This window comes from Mycobacterium senriense, from assembly GCF_019668465.1.
In the GTDB taxonomy this organism is placed as follows: Bacteria; Actinomycetota; Actinomycetes; order Mycobacteriales; family Mycobacteriaceae; genus Mycobacterium; species Mycobacterium senriense.
In genome coordinates, this window is record NZ_AP024828.1 from 4,639,698 (window position 1) to 4,656,094 (window position 16,397).

Annotated in this window: 17 protein-coding genes; 12 read left to right on the top strand and 5 right to left on the bottom strand. The window is 66.7% G+C overall.

All coding sequences use genetic code 11. From position 1 onward, the window contains the following. Positions 1-90 precede the first annotated feature (90 nt). Positions 91-375 carry a LapA family protein gene (locus MTY59_RS21760; protein ID WP_221042992.1) on the top strand — a complete coding sequence of 95 codons (285 nt, stop codon included), beginning with the start codon at positions 91-93 and terminating at the stop codon, positions 373-375. Positions 376-391: 16 nt separating this feature from the next. Here MTY59_RS21760 and MTY59_RS21765 read toward each other — a convergent pair whose 3' ends face one another. Together MTY59_RS21765 and MTY59_RS21770 are read right to left on the bottom strand one after the other, a co-directional pair. Beyond that, positions 392-820: a type II toxin-antitoxin system Rv0910 family toxin gene (locus MTY59_RS21765; RefSeq protein WP_221042993.1), complete on the bottom strand. Its 429-nt coding sequence runs from the start codon at positions 818-820 to the stop codon at positions 392-394. Between the two features lie 113 nt (positions 821-933). Then, complete coding sequence (locus tag MTY59_RS21770; protein WP_221042994.1) at positions 934-1,491, bottom strand: hypothetical protein; 558 nt, start codon at positions 1,489-1,491, stop codon at positions 934-936. A 226-nt stretch (positions 1,492-1,717) separates the two neighbouring features. On the opposite strand from MTY59_RS21770, the gene MTY59_RS21775 reads away from it, so the two are divergent. Next, entirely contained in the window at positions 1,718-3,553 is a 1,836-nt protein-coding gene (locus MTY59_RS21775; protein WP_221042995.1) for a DUF4407 domain-containing protein, read from the top strand. A 286-nt stretch (positions 3,554-3,839) separates the two neighbouring features. Here MTY59_RS21775 and MTY59_RS21780 read toward each other — a convergent pair whose 3' ends face one another. Then, a complete protein-coding gene (locus MTY59_RS21780) occupies positions 3,840-4,127 on the bottom strand; it encodes an ANTAR domain-containing protein (RefSeq protein WP_221042996.1) in 288 nt (95 codons plus the stop codon). Positions 4,128-4,399: 272 nt separating this feature from the next. Then, entirely contained in the window at positions 4,400-5,632 is a 1,233-nt protein-coding gene (locus MTY59_RS21785; protein WP_221042997.1) for a CaiB/BaiF CoA transferase family protein, read from the bottom strand. Between the two features lie 111 nt (positions 5,633-5,743). On the opposite strand from MTY59_RS21785, the gene MTY59_RS21790 reads away from it, so the two are divergent. From MTY59_RS21790 to MTY59_RS21830, 9 genes are read left to right on the top strand one after another with little or no spacing between them, the layout of a single operon-like run. Continuing rightward, a complete protein-coding gene (locus tag MTY59_RS21790; RefSeq protein WP_221042998.1) occupies positions 5,744-5,893 on the top strand; it encodes a hypothetical protein in 150 nt (49 codons plus the stop codon). A 22-nt stretch (positions 5,894-5,915) separates the two neighbouring features. Beyond that, a complete protein-coding gene (locus MTY59_RS21795; RefSeq protein ID WP_221042999.1) occupies positions 5,916-6,779 on the top strand; it encodes a mycofactocin-coupled SDR family oxidoreductase in 864 nt (287 codons plus the stop codon). A gap of 43 nt (positions 6,780-6,822) precedes the next feature. Continuing rightward, complete coding sequence (locus MTY59_RS21800) at positions 6,823-7,803, top strand: thiamine pyrophosphate-dependent dehydrogenase E1 component subunit alpha (RefSeq protein ID WP_221043000.1); 981 nt, start codon at positions 6,823-6,825, stop codon at positions 7,801-7,803. Positions 7,804-7,807: 4 nt separating this feature from the next. Next, on the top strand, positions 7,808-8,806 hold the full coding sequence (locus MTY59_RS21805) for an alpha-ketoacid dehydrogenase subunit beta (protein WP_221043001.1): 999 nt from the start codon (positions 7,808-7,810) through the stop codon (positions 8,804-8,806). Continuing rightward, positions 8,799-9,035, top strand: coding sequence for a biotin/lipoyl-containing protein (locus MTY59_RS21810; RefSeq protein WP_221043002.1), 237 nt, complete (start codon positions 8,799-8,801; stop codon positions 9,033-9,035). Before MTY59_RS21805 ends, MTY59_RS21810 begins: the two co-directional genes overlap by 8 nt. Positions 9,036-9,053: 18 nt before the next feature. After that, positions 9,054-9,926 carry an enoyl-CoA hydratase-related protein gene (locus tag MTY59_RS21815; RefSeq protein WP_221043003.1) on the top strand — a complete coding sequence of 291 codons (873 nt, stop codon included), beginning with the start codon at positions 9,054-9,056 and terminating at the stop codon, positions 9,924-9,926. Positions 9,927-9,934: 8 nt separating this feature from the next. After that, entirely contained in the window at positions 9,935-11,467 is a 1,533-nt protein-coding gene (locus MTY59_RS21820) for an acyl-CoA synthetase (RefSeq protein ID WP_221043004.1), read from the top strand. Positions 11,468-11,500: 33 nt separating this feature from the next. After that, positions 11,501-12,895 (top strand): aromatic ring-hydroxylating oxygenase subunit alpha, encoded by a 1,395-nt coding sequence (locus tag MTY59_RS21825; RefSeq protein ID WP_221046577.1) that lies wholly within the window; start codon positions 11,501-11,503, stop codon positions 12,893-12,895. Then, positions 12,892-14,592, top strand: coding sequence for an FAD-binding protein (locus tag MTY59_RS21830; RefSeq protein WP_221043005.1), 1,701 nt, complete (start codon positions 12,892-12,894; stop codon positions 14,590-14,592). The genes MTY59_RS21825 and MTY59_RS21830 overlap by 4 nt, the downstream gene beginning before the upstream one ends. 10 nt (positions 14,593-14,602) lie before the next feature. On the opposite strand, the gene MTY59_RS21835 is transcribed toward MTY59_RS21830, so the two are convergent. Beyond that, positions 14,603-15,445: an enoyl-CoA hydratase-related protein gene (locus MTY59_RS21835; RefSeq protein ID WP_221043006.1), complete on the bottom strand. Its 843-nt coding sequence runs from the start codon at positions 15,443-15,445 to the stop codon at positions 14,603-14,605. 102 nt (positions 15,446-15,547) lie between these two features. Here MTY59_RS21835 and MTY59_RS21840 point away from each other — a divergent pair, with 102 nt between their 5' ends. Then, positions 15,548-16,387: an SH3-like domain-containing protein gene (locus MTY59_RS21840; RefSeq protein WP_221043007.1), complete on the top strand. Its 840-nt coding sequence runs from the start codon at positions 15,548-15,550 to the stop codon at positions 16,385-16,387. Positions 16,388-16,397: the final 10 nt, after the last annotated feature.

A 16,397-nucleotide genomic window follows, 5' to 3' on the forward strand; every position in this document is an offset into this window, starting at 1 on the left:
GCGTCACCTCCGCCAAGTCGTTTGTCCGAACGGCCATTCGGGTAGCACCAACAGATCGGCCGAAACGGATGTGACAGCAGAGGAGACGCCATGAGGCACAACACTGTCGACCAGGATCGGACCACTGACCGGTATGCGCACGGATCGGTGTCTGCCACTGCGCAAATACCCGGGCTCGTCGTGGTCGCGGCGGCCGCGCTGGCGTTCGCGGTGTGCGTGGTGAATTTCGCGCTGGGTGAGGCCGGCGCCGGTGTTGCCGCCGCCATCATCTCGATGCTCGCGTTCGGGGCCGGGCTGTCCTGGCTTGCGATGGACCGCAGGCGAATTCGCGACGCGGAGCGGCAGTGGGTGATCAGGCACCCGGCGGCCCGGTAGTGGCGCGGTAGACCGGCTACTGCAGGGCGGCTAGGTTGTTCACGGACTTTTGCACGTCGGAGCGCAGCACCCGGGCGACCAATCCCCCGACCGGCCCGCTGAGCAAGCCGCCGCCGAGATCCGCGCTGAGGTGGAACGTCGACCCGGGGTGGTCGTCGCTGACGGTCATCGCCACCGTGAGGCGGATGCCGCCGCGTCCGCGGCCCTGCAGCTCAATCGCTTTCGGCTCGTCGTACCGGGTGACCTCCCAGTGGATGACGTTACGGAAGCCCTTGACCTTGACGCACGACGAGACACAGGTGCCCTTCTCGATCTTGTCGGGCACCGGCCCCCGCCACCCGGCGAAAATCGTCATCCACTCGTCGAAGCGATCCAGGTCGGACGCCAGCTTCCAAGCCGCCTCCGGTTCTACCTGCGACTTCACCGAGACATTTACGCGAGCCAAAGTACTTCTTCCCCTGGCGAGTCAGCTACGCCGTCGCCGCACGTGCCGGCGACAAACACACATCCGTGTCTGAGTACCCCGACACCGTCGCACGTATTCGTGGGCCGGGACGCTCAGGGCCAGGCCTGCTCCAGCTGCTGCGCCACGTCGATGATCTGCGCCGCCTGTGACTGGGGCGCGTCGATCTCGGCGGCGACGTACTGCGCGATGAACCGCCGGATCTCGCCGTCCACCCCGGCCAGGATCCGCAGCACCTCGCCGCGGATCGACTTCGACGAGACGTTGACGGTGATGTCGGAGGGCCGCGGCTTGGCGACGTCGACGATCAGCAACAGCGGCTCGGCCGCGCGCGCGGTCGCGCGCAATTGGATGTCCCCGGAGACCGCAAATCGCTGCTTATCGACCCACAGGTCGACCAGCAGGTCGATCGAGAGCGGAATGTGGATGACGAAGGTGATGCTGTCGCCGAGGCGCCGAGTGACCCGCGGGTCCTGAATCTTGACGTTGGCGCTGACTTTGGCGATCCCGCCCGGCCCCTGCGCGATCGGCTCCATGGCGAACTCGCTGCCGGCGATGTCGGCGAACGCGGCAGCGACCCGCTCGGGGGTGACGGCGACCTCGAAGAACCTGCGACCAAAGTCCTCGTAGGTGACATAATCGTGATTCGTCATAGGCTTATACCGTCTCATGTCACCTGCCGGAACGGTCGCTGATCTGGTCGCGTCGCAGGATTCCGCGCCAGATCCCGCCTCGTTAACCCAGCAAACGCGATCGGTACCCGGTGGGCGATCCGCATCGATCCGACGGTTTTGTGAAGCGCGCCACAGGCGGGGCGCTTCGATTCGATGTGTCGGGCGGTGGCCTGCAAGGCTTGATGTTGGAGGTGTTTTCAGTCTCATGCCCCAGGAAGTATCTGAGCAGCGCACCGGCCTGGCCCGCGTGTCGGGGGTGCTCATCTGGCTTGGCGGCGGGCACCGGCGCGAACTGGGTGAGCATCACGAACGGTCCACCCACGCCGTCGCGGGAGCGGTCGCGTTGTTGGGCGCGGTGCTGGCCTGGGTTGTCGCGGCCCTGGCGATCTGCGGGTCGGCCCGCTGGCCGCTGTCGGCGGTCGTTGGGTTGACCCTCGTCTTCGGCCTGCTCGTCGGCGCCATCACCCGCGGCACGATCCCGGGGCCGGACCGCAGCCGCTCCGGCGTGGTCGGGCGCGCCGCGGTTGCGGCCGCGGTGGGCGTCGTCGTCGGTGAGCTCGCGGCACTGGTGATTCTGTCCACCTCCATCGACCGTCGGCTCGACGAAAAGGCATTGCGCAACGCCGAATCCGTCCCCGCCGTGGCGCAGGCATCGGCGTCGCTGCAGCAGACCAGGGATGTCCGCGCCGCGCTCGACGCCGCCGTCGCGCAGGCCCGGGACCGCCAGGACAAGGCCTTGGTCGTCGCCCGCTGCGAGTACCACCCGACGCCCGACTGCCCGCAGACCCGGATCACCGGCGTTCCCGGCGGTGGTCCCGAAACACGCACGGCCAACGACCTTCTCGCCGATGCCCAGCACGAACTGGACACCGCGCTGGCCGCCCGGGACGCCCGCGCACCGGAACTGGACGCCACGATTTCGCGGCGGGAGGCGGCGCTGCGCGACGCGCGGGACGCCGTCGTGGCGGATGCCGGGCGGGGCCTGGGCGCGCGCTGGATCGCGATGAATGACCTCTCCTTCGCCGAGGCCGGGGCTATGAGCCTGCGGGTGCTGACGGTCGCGCTGTGCGTGCTGCTATACCTGACGCCTTTGATCCTCGGGTTGTGGCGCGGTGAGACCACCCACGATCGCCGGACCACCTCGCGCGCCGAGCGCGAACGCGCCGAACTCGACGCGGACACCGCCATCGCGGTCAAACGGGCCGAGGTGCGCCGCGAGGCCGAAATCCTCTGGGCTGAACACCAACTCACGCAGGCACGGCTCGCCATCGAGGCGCAGACCGAGATCGACCGCGAGCAGCAACGCCGCCGGGTGATGGAAGCCCTCGACGCTCCGGCGCACGCGCCGTCGCAGCGGGCCTTCGAGCCGGCCGACGACGACGTGTATCTGCCGATCGCCGCCGAGGCCGAGGCGGCCAGCCGGGCCCTCACCCAACTGCCCGCGCCGGAGCCGGCCGCCGGCCTGGGCAATGCTGCGACGCCCGACGTTCCGGAGAACCTGCCCGCTCCCCTGCAGCCGGCTGGCGAGGTCGAAGCCCACCAGGAACGCAATGCCCCGCTGATCCCGTCGATTCCGGACGCCACCAAGGCCGCGGCCCGCTGGATTCGCCCGCTGGTGCCGCCGTTCGTGGCGAAGGTGATCGACACCACCACCCAGCCATTGCGTAGCGCGCGCCAGGTGTTCGAGGGCGTCCTCGAAGAGACCGAGGAGATCACGTTCACGCTCAAGCGCAGCCGCAAGGTGACGGTCAACTCCGAGGTTTCGGATACCGAGCTGTCCGGACAGCCGATGAGCGCCGAAACTCCCTCGCCACGAACAGACTTCGTCGCCTCGTCGCGGCAGGAGCCCGGCGGCCGGGCGCACCGGCGGGTGACCGGTCGCCATTCCCACTCGTCCTTGCCGCGACGGGCCGCAAACGACGCGGACCGCTTGTCGGTGGAGTCCGCGGAAGATGGCCGTCGGCGTGCGCTGACGAAGCGGGACGGGCCGCCGGAACTGGGTCCGCCGGACGGCCCGCGCCAGCTGCCGCCGGCGAAATAGGCTGCCGCTGTTGGGAACCGAAGACCTCGTGGTGCTCCGGTGCGCCGCACCGGGGCACCTTAACGGAACAGCCTGATCCCGTAGTCGATCTCGGACGCCGGTGGGGTCACCGCACGCCCTCTTCGCCGCCGGAGACCCCGTCCCCGCGTCGGCCAGTGCAGCCGGAGCCCGAAAGCGCCACCCTCAGCGCGCGCGTTCGGGTCGATGTTGCCGTCGATGTAGTTGTAGTTGGAGGCGGCCGGGATACCCCTCGAAAGCTCGGCCGCCCCAACGTCTTGGCGCGCGCTCAACAGGTCAGCGCGGCGGATTTGAACAGCGGCCCCCACTCGTGGCGGGCCGCGGACTGCGCGTCGACGAAGCTGGGAGTCTTCTCGCCGTCGCCCGCCAGGTGGACGAGCGCCCACGCCATGGCGAATACCGGTACTTTGTGCCGGATTGCCGCGTTGTGCAATTCGTCCAGAGCGGCGTCGGAAGGACACCGGCGAAGACCGATGAGGATGCCCCGAGCGGTGTCGAGGATGCGGCCGGAGTTCGGGCCGCACGAAGTTTGGGCAGGAACCCAGTTCGTGGTCATGTTGTTGATACCTCCTGCTGCGCCCTCGCGGAAACCACTATTCGCATAGCGGCAGGAATTCGTGCGTTACGCTTCGTCGCGGCCGCAATCCCCAAAAGGCGCCCTGTGCAATGATTTGCGGATCCGTCGGGTTGTGCCAGTCCATCGTTGACATTGATATGCGGCTGTGACCGTTTCGAAATCGGCCGCTCATCAACAAAATTCGCGACACATGGTAGCGAAACAGGCGGTGAAGCGGCCTGATCAACTGCTGACCCCGTCCGCCGGGATCGCTACAGGATCGCCTTGGCCTCCTTCGCCTTGGCGATATCGTCCCAGTCGACGTCCAGTTCCAGCAGGATCTCTTCGGTGTGTTGCCCGTGCTCCGGGGCGCGCGCGGGAGACGGTGGCGTCTCATCGAATTGGACTGGCGCGGCGACGATTCGGTATTTCTCACCGTGATCGTCGACATTGGTGATCACATATCCATTGGGTTCCACTTGCGGGTCGTTGAGGGTTTCCCGTGGCGTTGCCAGCGCACCCCACACGCCCGGCTCGTCCGCGAGCACCGCCTGCCAGTGCGCAAGGTCGTGACGGGCAAAGGTGGTCGCCAGCAGCTCGGTGGCCGCTGCCGCGTTGGCGATCAGGTTGCCGGCCGGGACGAATCGCTCGTCGTCGGCCAGCTCGGGCAGACCCATGCGCGCGCAGAAGCCCACCCAGAATTTGTCGGGCTGTAAGAACACCAGCTGGATCCACCTGTCGTCTTTCGTCTTGTAGCGGTTGACCAGCGGGTTGATGGCCAGGCCCGGTGGTGCGCCCGGGATCCCATCGATATCGAAGAAGTCGGCCGCACATATCGACGGCGCTATCGACCACATCGCCTGCGCCAGCAGTGAAGAGTCGACAATCGTCGGTTCGCCGGTGCGTTCCCGGTGAAACAGCGCGGCGCACACGCCGCCGGCCAGCGTCGCCCCGCCCTGCAGGTCGCCGAAGCCGGGCCCCTGGACCGCGGGCGTCTCGCTGCCGAATGGGGTGAGCGTGTAGGCGACCCCGCCGCGCGCCAGATACGTCGCCGCATCGAATCCGCCGCGATCGCGGTCGGGCCCACGGACCCCCAGCCCGGTGCCGCGCGCGATGATGATCTTCGGGTTGAACGCGCGGATGTCGTCGACGGTCAGCCGGGCCCGCTCGAGTGCGCCGGGCAGCCAATTGGTCAAGAACACATCGGCACTGGCCAGCAGCCGGCCGAACAGCTCGCGACCCGTTTCCGACTTGATGTCGATGGCGATGCTGCGCTTGCCCCGGTTGCCCAGCTCGAGAATGAAGTCGGCGTCCGGGCGGGCAGCCTGCCGGGTGAATCCGCCGACGACCAGCGCGCGGCCGGGATCCCCGGTGACGACGCCTTCCACCTTGATGACGTCGGCGCCCCAGTCCGACAGGGCGGCACCGGCGGACGGCACGTAGGTCCACGACGCCAACTCGACCACCCGCACGCCCCGAAGGACTCCGCCGTGCACGTCAGACATCGCCAATCCCCTCGTCGCGACCATTCCTTGCTATTTTAGATATTCTAGCTAGTCTTGGGCGTAGTGATAGCCCATCTGCAGGTCAGCGCAGTTTTTCGTGGAAGTGATGCGATGGAGCCGACCGAAGGTCGCATTCCGACGCCCGCCGCGGTGACCGCGCGCCGCGATGCCGCGCAGACGGGCGAGAAGTCGATTCAGTCCCGCCGCGGTATCAGTCGTGATGACGAATGGCGTTGGGCCCCAATGCGGGTCGTGATGTAGACACACGGACGAAGGACGGGCGATGGGCAGAGTGACGGGCAAGGTTGCCGTGATCAGTGGCGCCGCGCGCGGTCAGGGCCGTTCACATGCGCGAATGCTGGCCGCCGAGGGTGCCGACATCATCGCCGTGGACCTCTGCACGGACATCGACACCAATGAGTATCCCCTGGCCCGCCCCGAGGACCTGGACGAAACGGCTCGGCTGGTGGAGAAGGAGGGCCAGCGCGCCTACACCGCGATCGCCGACGTCCGCGACCGCGTCGCCCTGTCCGCGGCCATCGACGAGGGCGTCGCCGAATTCGGGCACCTCGACGTCGTGGTGGCCAACGCCGGCATCTGCCCACTGACGGCGGGCCTGCCACCGAAGGCTTTCGCCGACGCGGTGGACGTGGATTTGGTGGGCGTGCTCAACCTCGTCCACGCCAGCCTCAAACACCTGCAGGCCGGCGCATCGATCGTCGTCATCGGTTCCAACGCGGCATTCATGTCGTCGATGAACACCACCGGCATCGACGGCGGCCCCGGCGGGGCCGGCTATGCCTTCGCGAAATTGGCTGCTGCGCACTATGTCAACGACTTCGCCCTGGCGCTCGCCCCGTTCTCCATCCGGATGAACGCGGTGCATCCCACGAACGTCAACACCGACATGTTGCACAGCCCGCCGATGTACCGTGCCTTCCGGCCCGACCTGAAGGAACCGACCCGTGAGGACGCCGAACCCATCTTCCCGTTCGTCCAGGCGATGCCGATCCCCTACGTCGAGCCCGAGGACATCAGTGAGGCGGTGCTGTTCCTCGCCTCCGACGCCGCCCGCTATATCACCGGCCAGCAGCTTCGCGTGGACGGCGGCGGTTTCCTCAAGGTCAAGCCATGGTCGGGCGCATGACCGCCATCGCACCAAACAGACTGCGCCGCAACGGGACTACGCGATGATCGACGACCGCTCCGTCCAACGGCGCCTCTACGCGCTCATGGTGCTGATGAAGGCGGCCGACGACCGGCTGTCCAAGGGAATCGGCACCGGGGAGTTCATGTGCGTGTATTGGCCATCGCGCGGCCAGGAGGCGATCGCCGCCGCGATGGGTGTCGCGCTGCGGCCCGACGATCAGCTGGTGACCACCTACCGCGGACTGCACGATCTCATCGGCAAGGGGGTGCCGCTCGAGGAGATCTACGGCGAAATGATGGGCCGCACTGTCGGCGCGAGCCGGGGCAAGGGCGGCACCATGCACATCGCCAAACCCGAGGTCGGCGTGATGCTTTCGACCGGCATCGTCGGGGCCGGGCCGCCGGTGGCCGTGGGGCTGGCGATGGCCGCCAAGCGCAAGCGGCTCGATCGAGTCACCGTGGTGAGCTTCGGTGACGGCGCCACCAACACCGGTTCCTTCCACGAGGCGGCCAACATGGCCGCCCTGTGGGATCTGCCGATGGTGTTCGTCTGCCAGAACAACCTGTACGCCGAGATGACACCGACCGGCGACACCATGAAGCTCGACCGGGTGGCCGATCGAGCCGCCGGATACGGGATGCCGGGTGTGCGCGTCGACGGCAACGACCCACTGGCGGTCAAAGCCACGCTCGACGAGGCGCTTAGGCGGGCCCGCGACGGTGCCGGCCCCACCTTCGTCGAGTGCGTGACATTCCGATTCCGCGGCCACTACTTCGGCGACCGGATGCCCTACATCCCTGAGGAACAACTCGAAGCGGCGATGGCCGCCGACCCGGTGCCGCGCTTCCGCCGGCATCTCGCCGACGCCGGCGTGTGCGGCGAAGACGAACTCGCGCGGATCGACGACGAGGCGCTGGCGACGGTCGAATCCGCGCTGCAGACCGTGATGAACGCGGATTCCCCGACGGAGGCCGAGCTCGACCGAGACGTGTACGCAACCCCGATCAAGTTCCCGGTGTAGAGGCATGGACGACAAAGAGATGACGATGCGCGAGGCGCTGAACCTCGCACTGGATCAGGCGCTCGCGGCCGACGATCGGGTGTTTCTGCTCGGCGAGGACATCGCCGATCCCGGCGCATCCGGTCCGACCGCGGGGCTGTCGACGAAGTACGGCCACGAACGTGTCCTGGACACCCCGATTTCGGAGGCCGCGATCCTGGGTGCGGCCATCGGGGCCGCCATCGACGGCCTGCTGCCCGTGGCCGAGATCATGATCATGGATTTCATCGGCATCGCCGCCGATCAGCTGATCAACAACGCCGCCAAATTGCGGTTCATGACGGCCGGACGCACGTCGGCACCGATCACCGTTCGCACCCAGGTGTACGCCGGCCTGGCGACCGGCGCGACACATTCGCAGAGCCTGGAAGCGTGGTTCATGCACATCCCGGGGATGAAGGTGATCGTGCCGTCCACCCCGCGCGACGGCAAGGGGCTGCTGACGTCGGCGATCTTCGACCCCGATCCCTGCCTGTTCGTCGAGACCATCCGGTTGCAGAGCAAGAAGGGTCCCGTCCCCGTCGAACCCGGCTTCTCGATTCCGTTGGGCCAGGCCGAGATCAAGCGACCCGGCACCGACGTGAGCCTGATCGGCTACGGACGCTGCGTGCACGACGCGCTCACCGCCGCGGTCACGCTGGCCGAGCAGGGTGTCAGCGCCGAGGTCGTCGACCTGCGCACCCTGGTGCCGCTCGATGTCGAGACCATCGTCGAATCCGTCCGGCGCACCCGCCGGGCCGTCATCGTGCACGACGCGGTCCAATTCGGCGGTCCGGGAGCCGAAATCGCCGCGACGCTGTCCACCGAATTATTCGGCGAACTCGCCGCGCCGATCGAGCGGGTAGCCGCGCGGTTCGCGCCCAACCCGGCCGCGGCGACGCTCGAGGCACAGGTGTATCCGTCGCCGGCGCGCATCGTGGCGGCGGCCCAGCGCGCATGTGAGAAGGCAAAGGTGCATGGCTGACTTCATCATTCGCATACCCCGGGTCTCCGTGGCCGTGTCCGAGGCCGAACTGACCGGGCTGCTCGTCGGCGCCGGTGAGCACGTCGAGGCGGGCACGCCGATCTACGTGATCGCCACCGAGAAAGTGGAACAGGAGATCGAAGCGGGAGCGTCCGGCACCGTGTGTTGGACGGGTCAGGTCGGGACCACCTATGACATCGGCGCCGAAATCGGTGTCATCACGTCCTAACGAGGAAGGGTAAGCCCTATGGATCTCAACGAGACCCGCGAGAGAATCATCTACGAAAAAACGGGACCCGTCGCCCGCATAACCCTGAACTGGCCGGAGAAGGCCAACGCCCAGGACCAGAAACTGGCCGAAGAGGTCGACGCCGCACTGCTGGACGCCGACCGCGACTACGACATCAAGGTGCTGGTACTCAAGGCCAACGGCAAGGGCTTCTGCTCCGGCCACGCGATCGGCAACAACGCCGTCGACTACCCGTCGTTCGTGGAGAACGCCATGGTGACGGGCCACCCGTGGAAGGCGCAGTCGGACCTGTTCGTCAAGCCCACCCTGAACCTGTGGGAGTTCTCCAAGCCCACCATCGCGCAGGTGCACGGCTACTGCGTAGGCGGCGGCACGCACATGGGCCTGACCACCGACATCGTCATCGCGTCGGAGGACGCGTACTTCTCCTATCCGCCGCTACAGGGGTTCGGCATGCCGTCCGGCGAATGTTCCATCGAGCCTTGGGTGTTCATGAACTGGCGCCGCGCCGCCTACTACCTGTTCACCGCGGAGGTGATCGACGCCAAGAAGGCGCTGGAGGTCGGCCTCGTCAACGAGGTCGTCCCGCGAGACCAACTCGACGACCGTGTCGACGCGATCGCCCGCCACATCGCCCAGGCACCGTTGACGACACTGATGCTCACCAAGGCCAACCTGAAGCGGGCCTGGGAGCTGATGGGCATGCGGGTGCACTGGCAGAGCTCCAACGATCTCGTCGCGCTCGCCTCGATCAGCAAGGACGTGCAGCAGCTGATTCAGACCGTGTTCAAGGACAAGGTGCTGCCGTCCGAGCACGCCCGCCGCCAGGCCGCGGCCGCCGCTCAGACCGACGGCGCCGCAGCAACATAGGCCCACCGATGAACATCGCCGATCACGCGAGCGCAGCCCCACAGTCGCCGGGACTGGTGACCGACGGCGGTGCGATCTCGTTCGGCGAACTGCATGCCCGCAGCCAGCGGGTGGCCGCGGCGCTGCACGAGATGGGGCTGCGCCGCGGCGACGGTGTGGCAGTGGTCCTGCCGAACCGGCCGGAATTCTTCGAAATCACCTGGGGCGCGCAACTTTCCGGCCTCTACTACACCGCGGTGAACACCCATTTCCTGCCCGACGAAGTCGGTTACGTCATCGACGATTCGGACGCCAAGGCGGTCTTCGTCGATGCCTCGATGCCCGAATTCGCGGCGCACATCCGCGAGACCAACGCCGCGGTGATAAGCCACATCGCGGTCGGCGGACCCCTGCCGGGCTGGCACTGCTACGAGGACGCGTTGGCAGCGGCGGGCGACGCCCCACCGGCATCGGACGGGTCGGAGATGCTGTATTCGTCCGGCACCACCGGACGGCCCAAGGCGGTGCGACGGCCGCTTCCTGTCGACGGCAACGGATCCTGGGCGCAGTCGGTGCTCGAGATGGCGCTGATCCACAAGTACGGGATGAGCCCGTCGAGTGTGTACCTGTCCCCCGCGCCGCTGTATCACGCGGCAGGGGTGAATTACACCATGGCGGCCAACCGGGTGGGCGCCGCGGCGATCATCATGCGCAGGTTCGATGCCGAAACGGTGTTGCGTCTGATCGAGACCCACCGGGTGACCCACGCGCAGTTCGTGCCGACGATGTTCGTGCGCATGCTCAAGTTGCCCGCGTCGGTGCGGGAACGCTATGACGTGTCGAGCCTACGGTGCGTCATTCACGCGGCGGCGCCGTGCCCGGTCGAGGTCAAACACCGGATGATGGAGTGGTTCGGGCCCATCATCCACGAATACTACGGTGGCACCGAGGGATTCGCGGGGACCACGATCGGGCCGCAGGATTGGCTCGCGCATCCGGGTTCGGTGGGGATTCCGATGGCACCGGTGCACGTGGTCGGCGAGGACGGGCAGGAACTGCCCGCCGGCGAATCCGGTGAGCTTTATTTCGAAGGCGGGCCCGACTTCGAATACTTCAAGGATCCCGCCAAGACCGCGTCGGTATACAACGACCGCGGGTGGCGATCGCTCGGCGACATGGGCTATGTCGACTCAGACGGGTTCCTGTATCTCACCGACCGGTCCACGTTCACGATCGTGTCCGGCGGGGTCAACATCTACCCGCAGGAGGCGGAGAATCTGCTCGTCATGCACCCGAAGCTGGTCGATGCGGCGGTCTTCGGGGTTCCCAATGACGATTTCGGCGAAGAGGTCAAGGCCGTCGTGCAGCCGGCCGATGGCGTGGTGGCCGGACCCGAGCTCGAGGCCGAGCTCATCGAATACTGCCGGGCTCACCTGGCCGGGTACAAGTGCCCGCGCACCGTCGAGTTCGACCGGGAGCTGCCCCGGGACCCGAACGGAAAGCTGTACAAGAGACGCATCCGCGACCGTTACTGGCAGGGACGGGTATCGCGGATCTTGTGATGTGACACAAGGGATGACGAGATGGCTGTAGGAATGGGCAACGAGATCTCCAACGCACAAACCTCGCCCCGGCCCGGGGCGAATTGGACGCCGCTACCGGTGCCGTGGGCGGTCCAGACCGCCGATCGGATCCCCAAGCAGCGCTACTACGACCCGGAATTCTATGCGCTGGAAGCCGAGATGTTCTGGCCACGGGTGTGGCAGATGGCGTGCCGGCTCGAGGAAATCCCCAAGCCCGGCGATTTCGTCGAATACGAAATCCTCGACGAATCGATCATCGTGGCCCGGGTGGACGGCGACACCGTGCGCGCCTACCACAACGCCTGCCGCCATCGCGGCGTGAAGCTGGTGGAGGGCAACGGGAATCGGCGCACCTTCGTGTGCCCGTTTCACGGCTGGTGCTGGGGCATCGACGGCCGCAACACGTTCGTCCTGCGGCCCGACGCGTTCGCCGCAGAGAACATGGCCGACGACGACCTGCGGCTGGTGTCCGTGCGCTGCGAGCTATGGGGTGGTTGCGCGTGGATCAACCTCGACGACGACGCGCCGGCTTTGCGTGACTGGATGGAGCCGTTCGCGTCGATCTACGACGCGTGGCAGGTGGACTCGCTGCGCGTGGAGTGGTGGCAATCGTGCCTGCTGCCGGTGAACTGGAAACTGGCGAGCGCGGCGTTCATGGAGGGCTATCATGTCCCGCAGACCCACCCGCAGCTGCTGCCGTCCGCCCAGACCGGCGAGCCTACCGCGGCAGTGCATCCCGTCGTCGCGAGCAGCTTGTATTTCATGCGCACGCTCGGCGACGGCATGGGCGGCATGACGCACGAAAACGACATCCGGATCGCCGAGGGCCTGCAGAACATCGAGTTGCCGGCCGACCCCGCTGCGGCGATGGCGGCGTGGCGCAGCGCACTCAACGATGCCGTCGTCAACTGGCACCGCGCCCGCGGCAGCGCCATGCCCGATCTCAACGACCTGGTCCGCCGCGGGATCACCGACGCGATCGGATTCGCCTTCCCGCACCACTTCATCCTGCCGACCTACAGCAGCGCGTCCTCGTATCGCATCCGTCCGCTGGGGCCCGAGGAGACGTTGTTCGAGATCTGGTCTCTCACCAGGTTTCCGGCGGACGCGTCGGCCGGCAAACCTACGCCCCCCGAACCGATGGCGCCCGATGATCCGCGCTGGCCGCCCATCCCCGCTCAGGATTTCTCCAACCTGCCCCGGCAGCAGAAGGGGTTGCACTCCAAGGGCTTTGAATTCATGCGCCTGTCCGACCAGATCGAGGGCCTGATCTCGAATTTCGAACGGGTCATCGACGGCTTCCTGGCGGGCCTGCCGTATGCCACCCTGCTGCCGGCCATCCAGAAGACCAACACCACCATCGATGTGCCGATCGCCGACCTCGGCTTCGGCTCGGAGGCGCCATGACCACTCGGTGGGACCACTCCGCGGACCTGGTCATCGCGGGCAGCGGCGGGGGCGGCATGGTCGCCGCCCTGGCCGCGCTGGATTGCGGGCTTCAACCGTTGATCATCGAAAAGCAACCGCTGGTGGGCGGTTCGACGGGGCTGTCGGGCGGCATCGTCTGGCTACCGAATAACCCGTTGATGCGGGCCGACGGCATCGCGGACTCACACGAAGACGGCCTGGCCTATCTGGCGGACGTGGTCGGTGACATCGGTGCGCCCTCCTCCCCCGAGCGGCGCGAGATGTTCCTGACCGCCGGCTTCGAGATGATCAACTTCCTCACCCGCAAGGGTGTCCAACTGATCCGGTGTGCGGGCTGGAGCGACTACTACCCGAACCACAAGGGCGGCAACGCTTCTGGCCGCGCTGTCGAGGGTATCCCGTTCGATGCCGCGAGGCTCGGCGCCTGGCGCGACAAGGTGCAGCCGCCGCTGGCCAAGAACTACGGATATGTGGTGCTGACCAACGAATTGCGGTCCGTCCAGTATTTCAACCGCGCGCCGGGTGCCTTCGCCGTCGCATCGCGGGTATTCCTGCGCACCGCGCTGGCGCGGGCCCGGCGACGCCGTCTCCTCACCAATGGCGCGTCGCTGATCGCTCAGATGCTCAAGGCGCTGATCGATCTCAGCGACGGCAATCCCCCGCTGTGGACCGATGCCGCGATGGCCGACCTGGTCGTCGACGAGGGCCGGGTGGTCGGCGTGCGTGTCGTCCGCGACGGGAGACCGGTGAACGTCGAGGCCCGGAGGGGAGTCCTGTTGGCCGCCGGCGGTTTCGGCCACAACAAGGAGATGCGCCGCCGGTACAGCGGTAACCAGCCCAACGAAGGGAAGTGGTCGATCGCCAACGCCGGCGACACCGGCGAGGTGCTCGAGGCGGCGATGCGGCTGGGCGCCAAGACCGACCTGCTGGACGAGGCATGGTGGCTGCCTTCGGTTTTCATCGCCAACGGTGGCGCCGTCGCCGCGTCACTGGGGTCCGGACGCCAGCGGCCCGGGGCCATCTACGTCGACTCGACCGGGAGGCGGTTCTGCAACGAGTCCAACTCGTACGTCGAGGTCGGCAAGGCGATGTATGCGAACAAGGCCGTGCCGTGCTGGATGATCTTCGACGAGGGCTACGTGCGCCGATACGTCACCAGCGCCAATCCCCTGAAGCGGAATCAGCCGTTGCCCGCCGAGCTGATCGAGTCCGGCGCGGTCAAGCGCGCCGCGACGATTTCCGACCTCGCCCGCGAGATCGACCTTCCCGCGGACGAATTGGCGGCCACGATCCGGCGGTTCAACCAATTCGCGGCCAGGGGGCTGGATCCCGACTTCGGCCGGGGCCAGTCGGCCTACAACGACTGCCTCGGCGACCCCGGGTACCGTCCGAACGCGGCGATCGGTCCGCTGGGCACCGCCCCGTACTACGCGACTCGGGTGCTCCCCGCCGACGTCGGGACGTGCGGCGGCGTGATCACCAACGAGCACGCCCAGGTTCTCGACGAAGACGATCGGGTGATCGACGGCTTGTACGCGACCGGCAACACCACCGCGACCGTGATGGGGCGCACGTATCCGGGGGCCGGTGCGAGCATCGCCAGTTCGATGGTGTTCGGGTACGTCGCCGCCCGCCACGCGGCGGGACGCAGGCTCGCCGGCGAGATGAGCCGCTGAGCGGGCACCGTCACGTTGGCGGCGACTCGGGTTTGTCGACGAATTCACGCGGCTTCATGCCCGACTGCATCAGCTCGGTCCGCCGCGCCTGCACATCCGACGCGGCGCCCACCATGTTCGTCAAGATGTGGCTGACCTGCAGATGCACCCGCATTCCCATCAGTTCCCACGCGCGCTTCACGTTGTTCTTGACCGCCATCAGTGTGGTCAACGGGATTTGGGCGATCCTGCGCGCCATCTCCTCGACGGTGTCCTCGAGCTGCTCGCGCGGGACCACCTTGTTGAGCAGGCCCCACTCCAGAGCCTGCTGCGCAGATAGCGTCGGCGCCAGCAGCAACCAATCCATGGTGCGATGCCAATTCATCAGCAGCCACGGCTCGATCATCGTGTGGCCGCCGGGTTCCCCGAGGCTCTGGGCGAGTGGCATCTGGAAATACGCGTCCTCGGAGGCGACGCAGAAGTCGGTCAGCAAGCCGAGATAGATCCCGCCGCCCACGCAATAACCATGGATCTGCGAAATGGTCGGTTTGGGGAATTCCCACAGATACAGGGTCGGCCACAAAAACAGATCGGCGGTGCCTTTGTAGAGGTCCTCGAACGTGTCCCCGAAATCCGGATAGGGATTTTCATCCGGGCCCCAGCGCGCCACGTGGCCGCCGCAGAATCCCTTGCCATTCGCCTTGAGAATCACGACCTTGATGTCCTTGTCGCGGTCGGCCTCGTGCAGGCAGCTGTCGACCTCGCCGACCAGGACCGCATCCTTGGTGTTGGCCTTGTCCACCCGGTTGAGAATGATCCGCGCGATCGGCGGTTCGCGTTCGTAGATGACAGCTTCGAGTTCGCGCCGCTCCATTGTCGGGACACTACCCCCCGCGTACCTCTTTCAGCGGTTGCGTGATCGCGATACGAGGAGTGAGCTGTAACAAAGCGCGCACCGACCACGGATGGAGCTCTTATGACAACTCCTTCGGACCGGGTACGGCAGCTCGACCTGGTGGCCCGCTTGAAGACTTCCTATCCGGAACTTCCGGAGGCGCCCACGCCCGATCTCATTGATCACGATCGATTCAGCGCTTACACCAAGACCCCACACGACGTCGGGGGTGAACCCGACGCGCCTCTCGAATTCGAGAACAAGCAGTACGAGATATGGGAAGAGAACACCTACATCATGTGCGAGGTTCTCGGGTGGCGCGGAATCTGGCTGTCGGAGGAGCGGCGCCGGATGGGCAACGTGGATCTGGGTCGCACGATCTATCTCGGGCTTCCCTACTACGGGCGCTGGTTGCTCGCGGTCGTGCGCGTCCTGGTCGAGAAACACCACATCGGACTGAGCGAGTTGGCCGAACGCATGGCCGAGGTGAAGGCCCGATACCAAGGCGGGTTGCAGGGTAAACCGTTGGAGGCCAAGCCAAAATCCGAAGGTGACCCGACCACGGTCACGCGCAATGAACACCACATCCGCGCCGTCGGCACCGGCGATCCGCAGATTTTTGCCGGACAGGCGGGCGCACCCAAGTTTCGAGTAGGCGACGAGGTGGTGGTGAAGGATCTGCCGATCCTGCTTTACACCCGCACCCAGGAATACGTGCGCGGCGCGAAAGGTGAGATCGCCGTCGTCACGTACGAAAGCCCGGCCGCCGAGGACGAGACCTGGGCAGGCCCCGATCAAAAACCGGAGTGGTTCTACATTGTTCGGTTCAATCTGTCCGAGCTCTGGCACGGCTACACCGGCCCCGCGAACGACACGCTGCAGACCGAGATCCCCGAGCGCTGGCTCGAAGCGGCAGGCTAGCCGTGAGTTT